At 67.3% G+C, this 19588-nt stretch carries 21 protein-coding genes; 7 read left to right on the top strand and 14 right to left on the bottom strand.

The window, feature by feature from the left end; all coding sequences use genetic code 11:
• Positions 1-8 precede the first annotated feature (8 nt).
• The 5 genes from WA983_RS12395 to WA983_RS12375 all read right to left on the bottom strand — a co-directional run bounded on the left by WA983_RS12395 (position 9) and on the right by WA983_RS12375 (position 3830).
• A complete protein-coding gene (locus WA983_RS12395) occupies positions 9-800 on the bottom strand; it encodes an enoyl-CoA hydratase (protein WP_424312113.1) in 792 nt (263 codons plus the stop codon).
• On the bottom strand, positions 766-1491 hold the full coding sequence (gene lipB, locus WA983_RS12390; RefSeq protein ID WP_424251018.1) for a lipoyl(octanoyl) transferase LipB: 726 nt from the start codon (positions 1489-1491) through the stop codon (positions 766-768). The genes WA983_RS12395 and lipB overlap by 35 nt, the downstream gene beginning before the upstream one ends.
• Positions 1492-1498: 7 nt before the next feature.
• Positions 1499-1774: a DUF493 family protein gene (locus tag WA983_RS12385; protein ID WP_424251020.1), complete on the bottom strand. Its 276-nt coding sequence runs from the start codon at positions 1772-1774 to the stop codon at positions 1499-1501.
• A 7-nt stretch (positions 1775-1781) separates the two neighbouring features.
• Entirely contained in the window at positions 1782-3011 is a 1230-nt protein-coding gene (locus WA983_RS12380) for a D-alanyl-D-alanine carboxypeptidase family protein (protein ID WP_424312112.1), read from the bottom strand.
• Positions 3012-3185: 174 nt separating this feature from the next.
• A complete protein-coding gene (locus WA983_RS12375) occupies positions 3186-3830 on the bottom strand; it encodes an alpha/beta hydrolase (protein ID WP_424251024.1) in 645 nt (214 codons plus the stop codon).
• Between the two features lie 45 nt (positions 3831-3875).
• Here WA983_RS12375 and WA983_RS12370 point away from each other — a divergent pair, with 45 nt between their 5' ends.
• Both WA983_RS12370 and WA983_RS12365 read left to right on the top strand, forming a co-directional pair.
• Positions 3876-4748 (top strand): biotin--[acetyl-CoA-carboxylase] ligase, encoded by an 873-nt coding sequence (locus tag WA983_RS12370; RefSeq protein ID WP_424312111.1) that lies wholly within the window; start codon positions 3876-3878, stop codon positions 4746-4748.
• Positions 4745-5569 carry a type III pantothenate kinase gene (locus WA983_RS12365; RefSeq protein WP_424251028.1) on the top strand — a complete coding sequence of 275 codons (825 nt, stop codon included), beginning with the start codon at positions 4745-4747 and terminating at the stop codon, positions 5567-5569. The genes WA983_RS12370 and WA983_RS12365 overlap by 4 nt, the downstream gene beginning before the upstream one ends.
• A 24-nt stretch (positions 5570-5593) precedes the next feature.
• Here WA983_RS12365 and WA983_RS12360 read toward each other — a convergent pair whose 3' ends face one another.
• From WA983_RS12360 to WA983_RS12325, 8 genes are read right to left on the bottom strand one after another with little or no spacing between them, the layout of a single operon-like run.
• Complete coding sequence (locus WA983_RS12360) at positions 5594-7063, bottom strand: N-acyl-D-amino-acid deacylase family protein (protein WP_424251030.1); 1470 nt, start codon at positions 7061-7063, stop codon at positions 5594-5596.
• On the bottom strand, positions 7060-8043 hold the full coding sequence (locus WA983_RS12355; RefSeq protein ID WP_424312110.1) for a MurR/RpiR family transcriptional regulator: 984 nt from the start codon (positions 8041-8043) through the stop codon (positions 7060-7062). The genes WA983_RS12360 and WA983_RS12355 overlap by 4 nt, the downstream gene beginning before the upstream one ends.
• A 17-nt stretch (positions 8044-8060) precedes the next feature.
• Entirely contained in the window at positions 8061-9332 is a 1272-nt protein-coding gene (locus tag WA983_RS12350) for an amino acid deaminase (protein ID WP_424251034.1), read from the bottom strand.
• Positions 9333-9385: 53 nt separating this feature from the next.
• Positions 9386-10363, bottom strand: a complete 978-nt coding sequence (locus tag WA983_RS12345) for an ABC transporter ATP-binding protein (RefSeq protein ID WP_424251035.1) — start codon at positions 10361-10363, stop codon at positions 9386-9388.
• Positions 10360-11421 carry an ABC transporter ATP-binding protein gene (locus WA983_RS12340; protein ID WP_424251036.1) on the bottom strand — a complete coding sequence of 354 codons (1062 nt, stop codon included), beginning with the start codon at positions 11419-11421 and terminating at the stop codon, positions 10360-10362. The genes WA983_RS12345 and WA983_RS12340 overlap by 4 nt, the downstream gene beginning before the upstream one ends.
• Positions 11418-12323 (bottom strand): ABC transporter permease, encoded by a 906-nt coding sequence (locus tag WA983_RS12335; RefSeq protein WP_424251038.1) that lies wholly within the window; start codon positions 12321-12323, stop codon positions 11418-11420. The genes WA983_RS12340 and WA983_RS12335 overlap by 4 nt, the downstream gene beginning before the upstream one ends.
• On the bottom strand, positions 12320-13273 hold the full coding sequence (locus WA983_RS12330) for an ABC transporter permease (RefSeq protein WP_424251040.1): 954 nt from the start codon (positions 13271-13273) through the stop codon (positions 12320-12322). Before WA983_RS12330 ends, WA983_RS12335 begins: the two co-directional genes overlap by 4 nt.
• Before the next feature lie 18 nt (positions 13274-13291).
• Entirely contained in the window at positions 13292-14866 is a 1575-nt protein-coding gene (locus WA983_RS12325; RefSeq protein WP_424312109.1) for an ABC transporter substrate-binding protein, read from the bottom strand.
• Between the two features lie 149 nt (positions 14867-15015).
• Here WA983_RS12325 and WA983_RS12320 point away from each other — a divergent pair, with 149 nt between their 5' ends.
• From WA983_RS12320 to galU, 5 genes are all read left to right on the top strand, one after another.
• Entirely contained in the window at positions 15016-15402 is a 387-nt protein-coding gene (locus tag WA983_RS12320; protein WP_424251044.1) for a RidA family protein, read from the top strand.
• Between the two features lie 33 nt (positions 15403-15435).
• Entirely contained in the window at positions 15436-16404 is a 969-nt protein-coding gene (locus WA983_RS12315; RefSeq protein WP_424312108.1) for a 2-dehydro-3-deoxygalactonokinase, read from the top strand.
• Positions 16401-17051, top strand: a complete 651-nt coding sequence (locus WA983_RS12310) for a 2-dehydro-3-deoxy-6-phosphogalactonate aldolase (protein ID WP_424251047.1) — start codon at positions 16401-16403, stop codon at positions 17049-17051. The genes WA983_RS12315 and WA983_RS12310 overlap by 4 nt, the downstream gene beginning before the upstream one ends.
• A 68-nt stretch (positions 17052-17119) precedes the next feature.
• Positions 17120-17293, top strand: coding sequence for a hypothetical protein (locus WA983_RS12305; RefSeq protein WP_424251049.1), 174 nt, complete (start codon positions 17120-17122; stop codon positions 17291-17293).
• On the top strand, positions 17293-18132 hold the full coding sequence (gene galU, locus WA983_RS12300; protein ID WP_424251051.1) for a UTP--glucose-1-phosphate uridylyltransferase GalU: 840 nt from the start codon (positions 17293-17295) through the stop codon (positions 18130-18132). The genes WA983_RS12305 and galU overlap by 1 nt, the downstream gene beginning before the upstream one ends.
• Before the next feature lie 71 nt (positions 18133-18203).
• On the opposite strand, the gene WA983_RS12295 is transcribed toward galU, so the two are convergent.
• On the bottom strand, positions 18204-19568 hold the full coding sequence (locus tag WA983_RS12295) for a 3-deoxy-D-manno-octulosonic acid transferase (RefSeq protein WP_424312107.1): 1365 nt from the start codon (positions 19566-19568) through the stop codon (positions 18204-18206).
• Positions 19569-19588 lie beyond the last annotated feature (20 nt).

Genomic DNA, 19588 nt, shown 5'->3' with positions numbered 1-19588 from the left:
GGTCCGATTCAGCGGCCGCGCCACTGCGGCGGGCGCTTCTGCATGAAGGCGTCGATGCCCTCGCCCACATCTTCGGCCATCATGTTCTGCGCCATGACGCCGGCCGCATAGTCGTAGGCCTGATCCAGCGGCAGGCCCAACTGCCTGTAGACCATGGCCTTGCCGGTACGCACCGCCACCGGACTCTTGGACAGGATGGCGTCCACCAGTCCCTGCACTGCCTGATCCAGATCGGCGTCGGGCACGGCATGATTGACCAGACCGCGCTCGACGGCCTGGCGGGCGCTGATGAATTGGCCCGTCACCAGCATCTCGAAGGCGTTCTTCAGCGGCACGTTGCGCGTCAGCGCCACGGCCGGCGTGGCACAAAACAGACCGACGTTGATGCCGGACACCGCCAGCCGCGCGCTGTCGGCGGCCACCGCCAGATCGCAACTGGCCACCAGTTGGCAGCCGGCTGCGGTCGCCGTGCCGTGGACCCGCGCGATGACCGGCACCGGGCAGCGCGCGATGGACTGCATCAGCCGGCCGCAGCGGCCGAACAGGTCTCCGTAGTACGCCTGATCACCGGCATGGCCGCGCATCTGCTTCAGGTCGTGGCCGGCGCAAAACGCGCGGCCGTTGGCGGCCAGCACCACGACCCTCAGGTCCGCGTCGTCCAGACAGGCATCGAAACACGTCTGCAACGCCGACAACATCTCATCGGACAGTGCATTGAACTGGTCGGGCCGGTTCAGGGTCAGGGTCAGAACACCGTCACGGCGTTCAACCAGCACCAGCTCGGTCGAGGCTTGTGTCATCTGTGTCTCCTTGTCGGCCTGCGGCATGCCAGGCGGCCGCGAAAATCCCCGCCAGCCGGTTCCCGGCCGCGATCAGGTCGGTCTCGATGCCACAGGCTCGCAAATCCACCGTCTGCAGGCCCTCGTAGCCGCAGGGGTTGATCCCCAGAAAGGGGCCGAGGTCCATGGCGACGTTCAAAGCCACGCCGTGATAGGCGCGGCCATTGCGAATCTTGATCCCCAGCGCGGCGATCTTGGCCAGGGCGTCTCCCTGGGGCTGCAACAGCGCCGACTGGGGCACGTAGATACCGGGCGCACCGGGCTTGCGGCAAGCACCTGCCACGCCCAGCTCGGCCAGCAGGTCCAGCACGGCCTGTTCGAGCAGCGAGACGAACTCCCGGACGAAGACGCCCCGGCGGCGCAAATCCACCAGGGTGTAGAGCACCACCTGGCCTGGCCCGTGATAAGTGACCTGCCCGCCCCGGTTGGCTTGCACTACCGGGATGCCATGCGGATTGAGGATGTGTTCCGGCTTGCCCGCCTGGCCCAGGGTGTACACCGGCGCGTGCTCCACCAGCCAGAGTTCATCGGGCGTGCCGTCGCCGCGCGCTTCGGTGAAATCCTGCATGGCCTGCCAGATCGGCAGATAAGGGGCGGGACGGTCCAGCCAGTGCACCTGCATGTGCGCCTGAATTTCCGCCGGCACGTCCATGACGGGCCTACAGCACGACGGACACCATCTCGTGTCCGTGCAGGGCGCGGTACAGCGCGTCCAGTTGCTCGCGCGAAGTGACGCGCACCGTCAGGGTCAGGCCCAGATAATTGCCGCTGGCGCTGGGGCGGATTTCAATCGAGGCGGGATCGAACGCGGGGTCGAAGCCGAGTGCGATCTCGGCCATGATGCGCGCGAAATCGTCATGCGTACGCCCCATGACCTTGATGGGAAAGTCACAGGGGTATTCGATCAGGGAATCTTCGGGGCGGATCGGGTTCATGTCGCCATTATTCGAACATCAGGCGGACTTTGTCCAGCAGCCGACCGAAGAAACCGGCCTCCTCCACCGAATGCAGCACCAGCAGGGGCCGACGGTCCAGTTCCTTGCCATCCAGACTGATCACCAGCGAACCGGCCTGGGCGCCCTCGGTCAGGGGTGCCATCAGCGGCTGGGTGTAGCGAGCCTCGGTCTTGATGTCGTCGGCACGGCCGCGCGGCACCGTCACCCACAGGGCGTCGGACAGCCCCAGTTCGGCGGTTTCCGTGGCGCCTTCCCAGACCCGCGCGGACACGGCCGGCTTGCCCTTGTCCAGCAGCTTGACCGTGTCGAAGTTCTTGAAGCTCCAGTTCAGCAGCTTGAGGCTGCTTTCGGTGCGCGCGGCATCGCTGGCCGAACCGACGATCACCGACACGACGCGCCGGCCATCGCGCAGCGCCGTGGCCACCAGGCAATAGCCCGCCGACTGGGTGTGGCCGGTCTTCAGGCCATCGACCGTGGAATCGGCCCACAACAGGCGATTGCGATTGCTCTGCTTGATGTTGTTGTAGGTGAATTCCTTCTGGCTGTCGTAGTGCCGGTATTGCGGAAAGCGTTGCACCAGCGCCCGCGCCAGGATCCCCAGATCCTCGACCGTGGTCATGTGGTCGGGGTCGGGCAGGCCGGCGGCGTTGGTGAAATGCGTGTGCTTCATGCCCAGCGCCTTGGCCTGCTGGTTCATGCTCGCGGCAAAGGCCGATTCGCTGCCGGAGACGGCTTCGGCCAGCGCCACGGTGGCGTCGTTGCCCGATTGCACCAGCATGCCCTGCAACAGTTCGTCCACCGACACGTCGGTGTTCGGATTGACGAACATGCGCGAACCTTCGGTTTTCCACGCTTTTTCAGAGATGCGGACCTTCTGGTCGAGCTTCAGCCGACCGCTTTCCAGCGCCTCGAAAATCACATAGGCGGACATCAGCTTGGTCAGGGACGCCGGCTCGACGGCTTCCTGGGGATTCTGGGCCGCGATGACCTGGCCGCTGGTGGCGTCCAGGGTCAGCCAGGCCTTGGCGCCCAGGGTCGGTGCGGGGATGCTCGACAAGTTGCTGACCATGTCGACACCGGCAGGGGCCTGCGCGGCCGCAGGCGCAGCGGGCGCGGACGTCGCCTGCGACCAGGCCGCGCCAGACACCAGCAGCGAGCAGGCCAGCGCCAGGGGCGCCAGGCGGGAACGATGGAGAAGCGGCGAGAAGGCAGTCATGGGCATGGGCGGCGAAGTGGGGAAGAAACGACAAGCGCCCATTATAGGCAGCACGAAAAACCACCACGACTGCGAGACCCGGGCAATTCGAGACAAAACGCAAGCAACTGAAACGATGTGCCCGGACCTCAGAGGCCCGCCCGAGCCGCAGATGCGCGCGGCGCGATGGCTTGTTCAGAGGCCCCTCAACCCCGACTGGACGATCTGCCGCAGGACCAGCAGCTTGCCGTGGAAGAAGTGTCCGGCGTCCGGCACGACGGTCATGGGCAACTGATGCGCCCGGGCAAAATCCATGCCTTCGGACAAGGGCACGACCTCGTCGTGCTCGCCATGGATCATGAGCGTGTCGGGCGGCATGGACAAAGCGCGGTGGCGAAAGCGCTCGACCGCGCAGCCGATCAGCATCAGACGGGCCGGCAAGGGCAGGCCCCGATCGGCCAGGTCGGCATAAAGCTGGGCAGCCACGGCCGAACCGAACGAAAAACCCGCCAGCACCCAAGGCCCCGAGCTCGCCTGCGGCCAGATCTGGAAGACGTGCTCGACGACGGCGGCCATGTCGGCCGTTTCTCCGTCCCCCCGGTCGAAGGTGCCCTGAGACGCGCCCACCCCCCGAAAATTGGGACGGATGGCCAGCAGGCCGTGCTGCACACACGCACGCGATACCGTAGTGACGATCTTGTTGTCCCGGGTGCCGCCATGCAGCGGGTGCGGATGCAGCACCAGCGCCCAGCCCGACGGCGTGTCTTCCGGATGATCCACGGTGTACTCGATCAGACCGGCCGGACCCTGGCATGTGGCTTGTTCTGTGCGTAAACTCATGGCTGTGCGGATCCCCCTGTCTGCTTCAGACCTCATTCTACCCATATGACCGGCTCATCCCACGACCCCGCCTGCGCCCTGCCGTCTCCCGAGGCCCTGGCCGGTGCCCTGCGCGAGACCCTGCCGCAATTTCGCCAGGTGGACTGGGTCGAACAGACCGGCTCGACCAATGCCGACCTGCTGGCGCGCGCGCGCCGCGACGGCGGGCCGCCGGACCGGCCCTGGCTGCTGGGCACGCATCTTCAGTCCCAGGGGCGCGGACGCGCCGGGCGCACCTGGCAGAATCGCGTCGGCGCCAATCTGATGTTCTCCTGCGCCTTCGACGTGTTCCTGCCGGCTCGCCGCTTGCCGACCCTGGCGCCCCTGATCGGCCTGGCGACCTGTCAGGCCCTGCGCACGCACCTGGCCCCCCGCCAGCGGCCGCGCCTGACCATGAAATGGCCCAACGATCTGCTCTGGGACCAGGCCAAGCTGGCCGGCATCCTGATCGAATCCACCCGTTCGGGCACGGCCCAGACCGCCGACCACCACCTCATCATCATCGGCATGGGCTTCAACCTGAAAGACGGCCGCGCCCTGTCGCAATCCCTGGACCGGCGCATCGCGGACTGGACCGAAATCGCGGCCGACGACCCTGTCGCCACGCACGCCACCGCCGCCGAACTGGCCGCCTGCGCGGCACGGGCCTGGTACGACGCGCTGAACCACGTCACTGCCCATGGCTTTGCCGACCTGCCCGCCCGTTACGCGGAAGTCGACGGTCTGGTGGGTCGCATGCTCGATGTGCTCGACGACGGCCACCTGCGGCACACGGGCGCGGCCTGCGGCATCGACGCCGATGGCCGCCTGCTGCTGCGCAACGCGGACGGCATCCAGCCCATCACGGTCGGCGAGATCTCCGTGCGGTTGCAGCGATGACCCTGCTGATCGACGCCGGCAACACCCGGGTCAAGATCGCCTGGCTGGCGCCCGGGGCTTCCCGGCGCACGGGCCCGCCCTTGATTCTGGAACACACGGAACTCCCCGATCTGGCCGCACGCCTGGACTTCACGCCACGGCGCATCCTGGGTTCCAACGTCGCCGGCAGCGAGGTGCGCGACAGGCTGGAACACGCCTGCCGCGCCGCCTGGCGCCTGCCCGTACGCTGGCACGACGCCCGCGACGGTCACGATCTGCTGGTCAACGGCTATCATCAACCGGCCCGGCTGGGGGCCGACCGCTGGCTGGGCCTGCTGGGTCTGCTGCGGCACGTCCGCGACGATCCCGCCTGGCAGGCGGGCGCTCCCTGCGTCCTGGCCAGCTTCGGTACGGCCACGACGATCGATACCCTGGCCTGGCAGGCACAGGCCGACGGCACACGCCGCGCCGCCTTCATCGGCGGCCTGATTCTGCCCGGCGCAGCCCTGATGGCGCGCAGCCTGTCCCAGGGCACGGCGGACCTGCCCCTGGCCCAAGGCGAACCCGCCGATTTCCCGACCGACACCGATACCGCCATCATCAGCGGCATCGCGGCCGCCCAGGCCGGAGCACTGCTGCGTCAGTGGCGACTGGCCGCCGGCACCTGCCCCGGCATGCAGGCGCTGCTGTTCGTCAGCGGCGGCGACTGGCCGCGCGTTCAGGGCGAATTGACTGCAGCGCTGGCACACACGGCCCCGGCCGCCGCACAACCGCGCTGGCTGGACAGCCCCGTTCTGGACGGCCTGGCCAGCCTGGCGGCCCGGGACACGCCGGCCACCTGAACCGGCCACCCAGGCCCGCGCCGGCTAAACCGTCTGGCGCCGCACGAAGCGGCCGCCCCGTTCCGGCCGCACCCCGTCGGCCTCCGTGTAGCCAAGCACGCCGTTGACCCAGACCGCTTCCACGCCGTCACTGACCTGCATCGGGGCTTCGAAGGTGGCGTTGTCCTTGATGCGGTCGGGATCGAACACGACCACGTCGGCCGCCTTGCCCTCGGCCAGCACACCCCGGTCGCCCATGCGAAAACGCCGCGCGGACATGCCGGTCATCTTGTGCACGGCCTGCGGCAGGCTGAGCGCGCCCTTTTCCCGCCAATATTGCGCCAGCACGCGAGGAAAGGCGCCCCACAGGCGGGGATGCGGGCGCTCGTCGTTGGGCAGACCGTCCGAACCGATCATCGACAGCGGGTGCGTGATGACGCGCTGCACGTCGTCCTCGCGCATCTGAAAGTAGCAGGCGTTGCCGGGCTTGAGCGCGACGCAGGCGTCGTATTCACTCATGCCCCATTCGGCTGCAATGGCGCGCAGGTAGCGCCCCGCCACTTCGGGATGCGGTTCGCTGCGGGTGATCAGGATGTCGATCACACCATCCACCAGGTCTTCACGCAGCACGGTGGACCCGGCCGTATAGGGATACACATCCATCGCCAGTTCCTGCTGGCTGGCCAGCTCATCCACCAGCGGCAGGGTCTGCAAGGTCCGGCCCCAGTTGGCCGAACCCGCGCATTTGTGGTGCGACAGCACCAGCGGCAGCCCGGCCTGGCGCGCGGTGCCTGCGGCCTCCATCATGGCCTCCAGAATGTCCTTCAGCTCATCCCGGATGTGCGTGGCGTACACCCCGCCCTGGGCAGCGGCCTCGCGGGCCACGGCGACCAGTTCCGGCACGTCGGCGGCGTAGGCTTCGCGGTAAAAGACGCCGCTGGACAGCCCCAGAGCGCCCGCGTCCATGGCTTCACGCATGTCAGCGGCCATCGCGGTGCGTTCTTCGGCCGTGGCGGGACGATCCAGGTCCGCCACGTGCTTGATGCGCAGCGCCGTATGCCCCAGCAGCGCAGCGATGTTGATGGCGGGGCGGGTGGCATCCACCGCTGCCGTATAGTCGCGGAAGGTGGCGTACCGGTATTGCCGGTCACCCAGCAGCGACAAGGGCGCGGGCGGCCGGTCGGTCACCACCGGCGCCAGCGAAATGCCGCAGTTGCCTGCAACCACCGTCGTCACGCCCTGAGAAATCTTGGGCAGCATGTCCGGGGTGTTCAGCACGGCGGCATCATCGTGCGTATGCACGTCGATGAAACCGGGAGCGATCACTTTGCCCCGACAATCGTGCATCCGGGGCCCCTCAGCCATCCAGGCCCGCACATCGGCGCGCGTCTCGCGCTCCTGCGCGGGATACACCGCGACGATGCGATCGCCCTGCAGCCACACATCGCCCCTGAACGAGGGCTCGCCCGTGCCATCGACCACGGTGCCGTCCTTCAACCACACTCTGTTGCTCATCGTTTTTCCACCTTGGGCCGCGCCTGCGTGCCGACCGTGCCGGGCCTCGGGTCTTTACCGTCGCCGCGCCGCACGTGCACGGGCTGCTGAAACCCCATGTATTCGTAGCTGTCGAAGCCGTGCGTCTCCAACAGACGCTTGTATTGCTGCATGCCGCTGACCACGCGCGGCCCCAGGATCTGTGCCAAGCGCACCATCAGGATCTCGATGACCATCAGATGCGCCAGGTAGGCTTCCGTGCCCACACGCATCACCGCGTCCTGCGGCACCGAGACCGGCAGCAGCAGATCAGCCAGATCGGCCAGCGGCGTATCGGGCTGCGTCAGTGCCACCACCGTGGCGCCATGTTCCTGGGCAAACTGAGCCGCTTCCAGGGTGTAGGGCATGCGGCCCACGTGCGAGATCACGAAGGCCACACCGCCCTGGCCCAGCGTGGACGCCGACACCAGTTGCTGGTGCGCGTCGAAGATCGCATTGGCCGTCAGCCCCAGACGGAACAGGCGGCTTTGCAGCTCCTGCGCCATGAAGGACGAGGCCGCGCCGACGGAATAGCAATCGATGCGCGAGGCCCGGGCCATCGCGTCGGCCACGGCATCGATCCCGGCCGGGTCCAGGCTGCGCCCCAGATGGGTCAGCGCGCTGGCGGCGGCATGCGTGATCTTGCTGATGACCGCGTCGGCGGGGTCTCCGGCCTCTACGCTGCGGTGCAGGTGCGAGCCCGATACCGCCAGCGTCTGCGCCAGCGCGACCATGAACTCGCGCACCGAATCGAAGCCGAAGCGGCGGCACATGCGCACGATGGTGGGCATGGATACGCAGGCCTGCGCGGCCAGTTGCTCGACCGTGGCGAGCACCGCCGCACCCGGGTCTTTCAGGATGACGTCGATCACCTGGCGCTGCGCCTGCGGCAAATCATACTTTTGCCGCTGCAAGAGCTGCAAGGTCAGCAACGGGGCGGTCACCGGCATGATGGCAGGCATGATGTCATCCGCAGGGCTCAGAACCGCGTCTCGACCGCATCGACGATCGTCCAGGCATCGTCCACCACCGGCATCCAGCGCCACTTGTCGAAGGTGGTGCAGGGGTGGGAGATGCCCAGCGCGACCCGGTCGCCCACGGCCGGAACGGCCTGCGACGGATCGAACCGCAGATAGGCATGCTGGTCGTTCAGGGCGCTGATCTTCCAGGATGCGGGCGCGTCCTGCGCCTGCCGGGTGCCGCGCGGCGCCCAACGCTGGACGGACGGCAGTTCCAGGTCATAGGAGATGTCGCGCCGGCCGCAGGTCAGCAGCGCCAGGCCCGGCTCGGGCACGGACTGCACCATGGACCAGACCTCGAGCGCGGCCTGCAATGAATCCTGCAAACCCCCGCGCTGTTCCACCAGCTTGAGCAGGCGCTGATAATTGCCATGATCGTGCGTCACGTAGCAGCCCGAGCGCAGCACGCCCAGGAACGGCCGCACCAGGCCTGCGCCCTGCAGCAGCGGCATCACCAGATCGAAGATGGCCGAGCCGCCGGCACTCAGGATCGGTTCGCCTGCAGGCAGCAACCCCTGCGCGTCGCAAGCCGCGACGATCTCGACCACGCGGCGCACGAGTTCGGTCACGGCAGGCACGTCGTGCGCGCTGTCGCACTTCGCCAGTCCGCCTTCATAGCATTCGATGCCGCCCAGGCGCGCCGCCGCGCTGGCCTGGATGGCCTGCGCCAACTCCAGCGCCTCGGCGGACGTCCGCACGCCCGTGCGCTGGCCCTGGATGCCCACTTCCAGCAGCACATCAAAGACCCGCTGGCTGCCGCGCACACGCGCCCAGTCCTCGATGCCGCGCAACTGTGCCAGGGAGTCGACCAGGAACCACACCCGCAGGCCCTCGTGCCGGGTGAGCAGGGCATCGAGCCCGTCCAGGTCGGCGGGCGCCACGACCTGATTGGCGATGATCGCGCGGCGCATGCCAGACTCCAGCCCGACGGCAAGCTGATGGATCGTCGCGAAGGTCAGCCCCCAGGCGCCGCCCCGCAATTGCAGATCGAACAACTGGGGCGACATGGTGGTCTTGCCGTGCGGCGCGAAGGCGACGCGACGTCCCTGGGCATAGTCCTGCATCCAGCGCACATTGTGTTCCAGGGCCGAGCGGCGTATCACGGCCAGCGGATAGGGCAGGTCGTCCGCCAGCACGTTCCAGCCGCGCTCGGCGATGCGCGAAGCCTGCACGGGCGAGGCGGCGAGCGGAAAGCTCTTGTGGTGGTGATCAATCAGAAAATCCGGTTGCATGGCGTAGGCCTCTTTCGTTGCATATGACGTGTTGCGCGGCGTGCCGCGTGTGTTTATTGCGCCTTCCAGCAAGCCTGCAGATGCCCCTCGCCCACGGCGCGCAACTGCATGTCAGCCTGTGCACACCGGCTTTCCGCCAGCGGGCAGCGGGTGCGGAACACACAGCCGCTGGGCGGGTTCTTAGGGCTGGGCAGATCGCCCGACAGCAAAGGGATTTCGCGACGTTGCGCCGGATCGGGGATGGGCGCCGCCGCCAGCAAAGCCTGCGTATAAGGATGGCGCGGCCGTGTGTACAAGGCTTCCGTCGGAGCGACCTCGACCACGCGGCCCAGATACAGTACCACCACCCGGTCGCACAGGTATTCCACCACGTCCAGATCGTGGGAAATGAACAGCAGCGTCAGGTTCAGGCGCTCTTTCAGTTCGCCCAGCAGATTGACCACCTGAGCCTGGATGGACACGTCGAGCGCCGAAAGCGGCTCATCGGCAACGATGAAGCGGGGCTCCACCGCCAGGGCGCGGGCGATGCCGATGCGCTGACGCTGCCCGCCGGAGAACTCGTGCGGGAAGCGTTCGGCGTGCTCGGGCCGCAGGCCGACTTGTTCCAGCAATTCCTCGATGCGCTTTTGCCGTGCCGCGCCTCGCGCCAGGCCATGGGTAGACAGCGCCTCGCTCAGCACGTCGCGGATGCGCATGCGTGGATTCAGACTGGCATAGGGGTCCTGGAAGATGATCTGGATATCCGCGCGCAGCGGGCGCAGGGCGCCCTGGCTCAGGCGCGCCAGATCGACCTCGCGCGCCTCGTGCCGGTAAAGCAGCTTGCCGTCGGTCGGGTCGATCAGGCGGGTGAGCATGCGGCCGATCGTGCTTTTGCCCGAACCGGATTCACCCACCAGGCCCAAGGTTTCTCCGGGCAGGATGTCGAACGACACGTCCTGCACCGCGCGTACCGCGCCGGGGCCGACGCCGAACTGCTTGCTCAGGTTCTGGATGCGCAGCAAAGGCTCTGCGGATGCCGGAGTTTGCGTCATGCCGTTTCTCCCGCGCGGATGCAGCGCACCTGGCGCAAGGGCCAGCGGTCCGCATTGATCACCTCCAGGGCCGGCATCGCCGCATCACAGGTCTCCAGGCGCCGGCTGCAGCGCGGCGCAAAGGCACAACCGGGCGGCGGAGCCAGCGGACTGGAAACCTGCCCCGGAATGGCATCCAGCCGGCGGCGCAGCGCCCCGGCCCCCGCCTGCCGTTCGCGCTTGCGCACCACTCCCGGCAGGCAGCCCAGCAGACCCTGGGTATAAGGATGGCGCGGCGTGGCGAACAGGTCGTGCACGCTGGCGCTCTCGACGATGCGGCCCGCGTACATCACGGCGATCGCATCGGCGTATTGCGCCACCACGCCCAGATTGTGAGTGATGAACAGGATGCTCATGCCCGTCTCCTGCTGCAGCCGCCCCATCAGCGACAGGATCTGCGCCTGGATGGTGACGTCCAGCGCCGTCGTGGGTTCATCGGCGATCAGCAGGGTCGGATTGCAGGCCATGGCCAGCGCGATCATCACACGCTGGCGCATGCCGCCCGAAAGCTGGTGCGGATATTCGCTCACCCGCTGCGCGGCAGCGGGGATTTCCACCAGTTCCAGCATGCGGCGGGCATGGGCCAGGGCGCCGGCCTTGTCCAGCCCCATGTGCAGACGCACCGATTCGGCGATCTGCTCGCCCACCGTCAGCACCGGATTCAGGCTGGTCATGGGCTCCTGGAAAATCATGGCCAGTTCGTTGCCGCGCAGGCCGCGCAGCGCTTTCTGGTCGAGCCGCAGCAGATCGACGCTGCGGCCATCGCGCAGCACGAAATGCGCCTCACCCTCGATCCGGGCATGCGAGGTCTTGGCATGCAGCCCCATCAGCGACAGGCTGGTGACCGACTTCCCCGAACCGGATTCGCCCACCAGCGCCAGCGTCTGGCCGGGCATGAGGCGAAAGCTGACGTCCGCCACGCTCTGGATGCGCCCGTCCTCGGTGGCAAAGGAGGTGGATAGCGCGCGCACGTCGAGCCGAGGCACGATCTGCGCGGAAACGGACTCGTGAGCCGTCATGATTTCTGCTTCAGTTTGGGGTCGAACAAATCGCGCACGCCATCGCCCAATAGCTGCAGCGACAGGGCGGTGAGCACGATGGCGATACCGGGTGCGAGGATGGTCCAGAATGCCTGATCGGCGTATTGCAGGCTGCCCGTGATCATGGTGCCCCAGGTCGGGATCTCGGGCGGCACGCCCACACCCAGGAAAGACAGCCCCGCCTCGGCCAGAATCGCGTAGGCGAAGATGAAGGTCACCTGCACCAGCACCGGCGAGAGCAGATTGGGCAGGATATGGCGCCACAGAATCATCGGCGTTCTCACACCCAGGGCCTTGGCGGCGTCGACGAACAACAGTTCACGCAGCACCAGGGTAGAAGCACGCACCACACGCGCCACACGCGGCGTGTAGACGATGACCAGCGCCAGGATCACGTTCCACAGCGAGGCCCCCAGGATCGACACCAGAGCGATGCCCAGCAGGATGTCGGGAAAGGCCATCATCGCGTCCACCAGACGCATCAGCGGCGCGTCCAGTCGGCGGAAGTACCCCGCCAGCATGCCCAGCACCGTCCCCAGCACCACCGCGCCCAGGGCCGTGAAGAAACCGATCATCAGCGAATAGCGGGCCCCGTAGATGATGCGCAGCATCACGTCGCGGCCCAGTTCGTCATTGCCGGCCCAATACGCCCACGAAGGCGCATGCAGCCGCATGGCGATGTTCATGTCGCCTGGATCGGCGTCGGACAGCATGGGATAGAACACCGCCACGACGACCGTCAGCAGCAGGACGAGGGCGGAGGCCAGCACGACCCGGCGGGCGAACAGGTGCCGCAGGGCTTTCACCCAGGGCGCGCGCGACTTGCCCGGACGCGCGCGGGTGGCCGAGGTCCCCTGGATGGCGGAAGACGGCGCGTTCATGACGAGCCCCCCAGACGGATGCGGGGATCGACCACGGTATAGAGCAGGTCAATCGCCAGGTTGATGAACACATAGATCGCGGCGATCACCAGCAAAGTGCCCTGGATCACGGGGTAGTCGCGGCGCAGCACCGCACGCACCACCAGATTGCCCACGCCGGGCAGATTGAACACGGTCTCGGTCACCACGGTGCCGCCGATCATCAGCGCCAGAGTCAGCCCCAGCACAGTGACGATGGGCACCAGCGCATTGCGCAGCACGTGCTTGATGAGCACCACGCGTTCGGCCAGTCCCTTGGCGCGCGCGGTGCGGACATAATCCTCGCCCAGGATGTCGAGCACCGAGGCGCGCGTGAAACGGATCACCAAGGCCGAATTGAGCACGCCCAGCACGATGGACGGCAGCAGCAGGTGCAGGACGCGGTCGCTCATCGACGCCCCCGGCTCGCCATAGCCCGAGGCCGGGAACCAGCCCAGGTGCACGGCAAAGACCTGTATCAGGATCAGACCGAACCAGAAACTGGGAATGCTGGCGCCCAGCATGGCCACGGTGCTGACGATCTGATCGCCCCGGCTGCCGCGCCAGACGGCGGCCGCCATGCCGCAGGGCACGCCGATGCCGGCCGCGATCGCCACCGAGAACAGGGCGAGAAACGCAGTCGGCTCGGCCCGCTCGGCCAGCGCATGCAAAACCGGCATCTGCAGGAAAATCGACTGCCCCAGATTGCCGCGCAGCACCTGGCCGATCCACAGCACGAACTGCGTGAAGAGCGGCTGGTCCAGCCCATACTGCACACGCGCAGCCGCGATGTCGGCGGCCGTGGCCTGGTCGCCCAGCAGCAGCGCCACCGGATCGCCCGAGGCCAGGCGTGTCAGCAGGAAGACCAGCACGGCGACGATGGCCAGCACCAGCACCGCGCCGCACAGGCGCCTGATCAGAAAACTCAGCATCGGGGCGATCCGGCCCGCCTATTGGGCGAGCGAAGTGTTCCAGAAGAACGGCCAGGTGGCCGGCGTATAGCCCTGCAGCTTGGCCGAGCGCGCCGACAGGCCATTGAAGCGGCCCACCTCCACGAACGGCACCTCTTGATAGACCAGCTCTTGTACGGGGCCCCACAGCGGACCGCGCTTGGCCACGTCCGGTTCGCTGTTGAAGGCGGCCAGCACCGCCTTCTTGGTGTCGGTTTCCCACCAGCCGGGCGCGCCTTCGCCCAATTGCGGCGGCGACAGCATGGGCTCGGGGAACAGGCCCGAGTGCGTCACGTAGATGTCCCACAGCTTGGGATCGTTGCGGCGCTGCACCAACGTCGCCCAGTCCACCACCATCAGATCGGTCTTGAAGCCGGCGCGCTTGAGGTGCTCGGCCATCACCAGCGCCATGTTGTAGTGGAACTCGTACTGGCGGCTGACCATGATCCGGACGGGCTCGTCCTTGTAGCCTGCCTTGCCGGCCTGTTCCTTGGACAGTTTCGGGTTCTTCTGGTTGTAGAGCGCAGCGCCCGCGTCGGAATAGAAGGGGGTGTCCTTGGGGAAGAAATTGGGTTCGGCGGTAAAGAAGCGCGGATCGCCGAAACCGGCCATCAGCATCTCGGCTTCGCCCATCGCGGTCTGCACGGCCTGACGCATCGGCTGGCTGGCCAGCACGCCTTCCTTGGTGTTGAACACGATGTAGGGGAAACCGAAGTTCTGCGTCAGGATCGGCACTACGGCGGGACCGGCCTTTTCCAGACGGCCCATCGATTCGACCTGCAACAGGTCGGCGTAATGGAACTGGCCGGCGAGCGCGCCTTCCAGGCGCGTCGTCGCATTGGGCACCGGCACAAAGCGAAGTTCATCGAGCAGCGCCTCGCGCTTGCCGGCGTACCCGCTGGCGGGCTCGCTGCGCGCCGCGTACTCGTCGAAACGCACAAACACCGTGTACTGGTCCGGCTTGCGCTCTTTGAGCTTGTAGGGTCCGGTGCCGACGATGTCCGTGAGCGGCGTGGCGATCGCTTCCTTGGGCATGATGCCGGCCATGCCGCTGGGCATGGCCAGATGCGCCAGCAGCGGCGCGTAGATGGTCTTGAGCTGGATCTCCACCGTCAGCGGCCCCTGAGCGGCGATGCTGGTCACGACCTGCCCCACGGCCTTGCCGCGCGCGGACACCGCCATCCAGCGCTTCAGCGAGGCCACCACATCGTCGGCGCTCATGTCCTTGCCGTTGTGGAACTTCACGCCCTGGCGCAGCGCGATGGTGTAGGTCTTGCCATCAGCCGAGATCGCAGGCATGGTGTCGGCCAGCATGGGCTGGATGTTCCATTGACCATCAAAGGTATAGAGCGGTTCGTAGACGTGCTGCATCACCGTACCCACCAGGTCGGTCGGTGTGGTCATCGGGTCCATGCTCTGCAACTCGCCGATCATGGCGAGGTTGGCCGAACCGCCCCGGACACTCGCTTGCGCGTACACGGATTCCAGGGGCAGGCTCATACAGCCGGCCACCAGCAGGGCGGAGACCAGCAGACGACGACGCGTCATTTGCGGAAACAAGGGGTGTGCGTTCATGGGCTTCGCCTTTGATCGGGTCAGATGGTTCAGGAAAATAATTTAGGAAAATAAATTACATCCACAACCACAAAAAACCGTTTTATCATTTAAAAAAGTGTTTTTCGTGCTTTGTTTATGTAATATTCTTACATTCAGGAGATGATGTCATGCCGGTAATTACCCTAGGTCAGTCCCCCATCGCATCCGACCGCCAGTCACGCCCGCTCTCGCCCGCCGTGCGCGCGGGTGATTTCGTCTTCGTGTCGGGCACCGTACCCACCGACGACCAGGGTCAGGTCGTGACCGGCGGCATCGAAGCCCAGACCCGTCAGGTGTTCCAGCGCCTGGAAGCCGCGCTGGCGCTGGCGGGCTGCACTCTGCAGGACGTCGCCAAGGTCAATGTCTGGCTCGATGATGCGCGCGACTTCGGCAGTTTCAATCGCGTCTACATGGAATGCTTCGGCGATCACCGCCCCGCCCGCTCCACGGTGGAATCGCGCCTGATGATCGACGCCAAGGTCGAGATCGACGTCACGGCCTACAAGCCGCTGTAAGGCTCTTACTCACGCTGACGCGCAGACCCGCCTGTGACCGACACCCTGACGCCGCCCTCGCGCGGCCCGCAAGACGCCCGCCCCCGCCTGCTCGCCATCGACTGGGGCACCACCTCGCTGCGCGGCGTACTGATTGACGCGCAAGGCCGGATCGCGGCGCGACGCGCGTTGCCGCACGGCATCCTGCAGGTGGCGCCGGACGGTTTCGCTGCGGCCTTCGAACAGCATTTCGGCGACTGGCTGGAACAGGCGCCCACGCTGTGCCTGCTCTCGGGCATGGTCGGCAGCCGCCAGGGCTGGCAAGAGGCCCCCTACTGCCCTTGCCCCGCCAGCTTCGATGCCTTGTGCCGCAGCCTCGCGTGGCTGCCCGCCATGAACGGCGTACCCATGGCCATCGTGCCCGGCATGAGCGTGGTGCCGCCCGACGGCGTGGACGCTGTCGCCGGTGTACCCGACGTGATGCGCGGCGAGGAGATCCAGGTCTTCGGCACGCTGCGGCTCATGCAGCGGCGCGACGGCCTGCTGGTACTGCCTGGCACGCACAGCAAATGGGTGCAGATGCAGGACGGTGCCGTCACCCGCTTCAGGACCTTCATGACGGGCGAACTGTTCGCCCTGCTCACCCGACATTCCATCCTGGGCCGGACCACGGACGTCCAGGCGCCGCTGGACGAGACCGCTTTCTTGCAGGGCGTGCAACGCGGCCTGCGGGACGAGGCGCTCGGCCACCTGCTGTTCGGCGTCCGCACCCTCAGTCTGTTCGACACCCTGCACCCCGCACAATCGTCCAGTTTCCTCTCGGGCCTGCTGATCGGCCAGGAACTGCGCGACATGCAACCCGCTGCCGGGGACACGGTCGCACTGATCGGCAACGACGCGCTGGCCCTGCGCTACCGCCTGGCCCTGGCGCAATTGTCCTGCGATACGGTCGTCTTCGGCGACGAGGCCACCTGGGCCGGCCACCTGGCCATCCAGACACATTTGACGGAGACTGCCGCATGAACGCCCCGCACCCGCTGCATCAACGCTATGCCGAACTCAAGCCCCGCCTGCCGCTGATCGCCATTCTGCGCGGTCTCCAGCCGGCCGAGGCCGTTGCCATCGGCCAGGCGCTGCACGACGCCGGCTTCCTGCTGTGGGAAGTGCCCTTGAACTCTCCCGATCCGCTGGCCAGCATCGCGGCCCTGCGCACCGCCTTTCCCGATGTGCTGGTGGGCGCAGGCACCGTGCTGACCCCGGCACAGGTCCGCGATGTGCACGCCGCAGGCGGACAACTGATCATCTCGCCCAATGCCGATCCGGCCGTGATCGACGAGACCGTCAGGCTCGGCATGATCAGCCTGCCCGGCATCCTGACGCCGACCGAAGCCTTCAGCGCGCTGGCGCATGGCGCGCACGGCCTGAAGCTGTTCCCCGCCGAACTGGCCTCGCCTGCCGTGGTCAAGGCCCTGCTGGCCGTGCTGCCCCGGGGCAGCGACCTATTCCCCGTGGGGGGCATCGCCACCGGCACGATGGCCGCCTGGACCCAGGCGGGTGCCACGGGATTCGGGATCGGCTCGTCGCTGTACAAGCCCGGCAAAAGCGCACAGGCCGTCCGGGAGGACGCGCAGGCCTTCGCGCAGGCCTGGGCTGCGCTGCGAGCGGCCTGAGTTCCGTCGGGATGCCCGAACCCCGCTGATATACTGGCAGGCATCCCTTTCTCCATCCAGGCTGACGCATGCGTTTCCTGCTGATTCTCGCGGTCATCGCCAATCTGGCGCTGCTGGCCTACGGCCAGGGCTTCTTCGGCCCGCCGCCGTCCGAGCAGGGGCGCACGCCCCGGCCGCTGTCGCAACGCAACCAGCAGATGCTGACGCTGGGCGCGCCCATCCCTCCCGCCGCCACCCCCTGATGAAACCGATCCGCAAAGCCGTCTTCCCTGTTGCAGGCCTGGGCACCCGTTTCCTGCCGGCCACCAAGGCCATGCCCAAGGAAATGCTGCCGGTCATCGACAAGCCCCTGATCCAGTACGCCGTCGAAGAAGCCCTGGCTGCGGGCATCACGGAACTGATCTTCGTCACGGGCCGCCACAAGCGGGCCATCGAGGACCACTTCGACCGCATGCCCGAGCTCGAAGCCGAGCTGGAAGCCAAGGGCAAGCAGGCCCTGCTGGACACGGTCCGCACCATACTGCCACCGCACGTCCACTGCATCTACACCCGCCAGGCCCAGCCGCTGGGCCTGGGTCATGCCGTGCTGTGCGCCGAGCCCATCGTCGGCAACGAGCCCTTCGCCGTGCTGCTGGCCGACGACCTGCTGGACGCCGACACCTCCGTCACGCGCCAACTGGTGAACGCGGCACATCAGCACGATGGCAGCGTGCTCGCCATCCAGACCATCGATCCGGTCGATTCACGCAAATACGGGATGATTGCCGGCACGGCCATCGACGCGCGCAACACGCGGGTCGAACGCATCGTGGAAAAACCCGAACCGCAGGACGCCCCCTCGAACCAGGCCGTCGTCGGCCGGTACATCCTGGAACCCGAAATTTTCGACCACCTCCGCCGCACCCGGGCCGGAGTCGGCCGCGAAATCCAATTGACGGACGCCATCGCCGATTTGCTCAAGCAGCGCCGCGTGCTGGCCCACCGCTACGACGGGGTCCGCTACGATTGCGGCAGCAAAGAAGGCTTCTTCCAGGCGACGATCGCATTGGGCCAGAAATACCACGGCCTGACGCCGGCCTGATTGTCCAGCGTCCTAACTGATTCGGATGCCTGGGCTTGTCAGGCAAGGCGCAAACCGCAGCGATAGTCAGACTATCGCGAGGATTTGCAACGCAGCATGGCGGGACCAGGCGCCGAAGCCAGCAGCGTCTCGATCCCGTCCACCACGCGCGCCACAGCGCCGGCATGCTGCCGGACCCAGTCGCGGGCCGTCTCGCCCATGCGGTGCTGGCTGGCCGGATCGTCCAGCCAGCGCACGGCCTGGCGCACAGCCTGGTCCGGATCCGCTGCCCGGGCAATGGCGCCGGCGGCCAGGGCGTCGCCCACGGCCTGTTCGAAATTTTCCGTGTGCGGCCCCACCAGCACCGGCCGCCCCTGGGCACTGGCCTCGATGAAATTCTGGCCGCCCAGCGGCGCAAAACTGCCGCCCACGATCGCCACCTGAGCGCAGGCGTAGTACCAGGCCATCTCGCCCAGCGTATCGCCCAGTATCACGACCGCGTCATGGCACGCCTGGACGGCCGGGCTGCTGTCGTCCCCCAGTTCCAGCAGACGGCTGCGCCGCACGTAGGGCAGACCGGCAGCCTGCAGCAACTCGGCGGCGGCCTCGAAACGTTGCGGATGTCGCGGCACCAGAATGAACAGCAACGGCGGACCGGAATCGTCGCCACGCACGCGCCGTTGTCCGATCTCGCGGCGGATGGCTTCGATGAAAGGCGCGTCCTCGCCTTCGCGGGTACTGGCAATCACCACGACCCGGCGGCCCAGCCGGGCGGCGAAGCCTGCGCCCCGTGTCATTCGCTCATGATCCAGCCGCAGGTCGAACTTGAAGTTGCCCGACACGGCGACCTGCCGCGCACCGGCCTGCTCCAGCCGCCAGGCGTCCGTCAGCGACTGGGCATAGGTGCGCGTCAGCGCGCCATAGGCGGGCCGCAACAGTGCGCCCAGCCGCAGCGTACCGCGCAGCGAGGATTCAGACATGCGGGCGCTGGCCAGTACCAGAGGCACGCCGGCGCGCGCAGCGGCGTGTACCAGGTTGGGCCAGACCTCGCGCTCGATCAGCACCCCGACCGCCGGACGGTGATGGCGCATGAAACGGCGCGCCGCACCGGGGAAATCGTAGGGCAGCCAGTCCTGGCGCAGCCGGCCATCGGCCAGTTCCGCCGCATAGACGCGCGCGCCCTCGGCCCGACCGGTGGCCGTCAGATGCGTCAGCAGCACCCGATGGCCGCGATCCAGCAGCGCCCGGATCAGCGGATGGGCGGCCCGGGTCTCACCCAGGCTGACCGCGTGGACCCAGACGGCGCCGGGTTCAGCCTCGGTCCGTCCGTAGCGGCCGAAACGCACCGCGCCCAGCACCGACCACCGGCCCCCGGCGCGGCGGGCACGCAAGGCCATCCAGCCCAGCAGCACGGGAGACAGAACGACCAGCAGCAGGGAATACAGGACACGCATCATGCACTCCCGAGAGGCCGGAC

The organism is Castellaniella sp., assembly GCF_049650445.1.
Taxonomy (GTDB): Bacteria; Pseudomonadota; Gammaproteobacteria; order Burkholderiales; family Burkholderiaceae_B; genus Castellaniella.
Note: the sequence above shows the minus strand (reverse complement) of the source record. Positions and strands in the feature narration are given on the sequence as shown.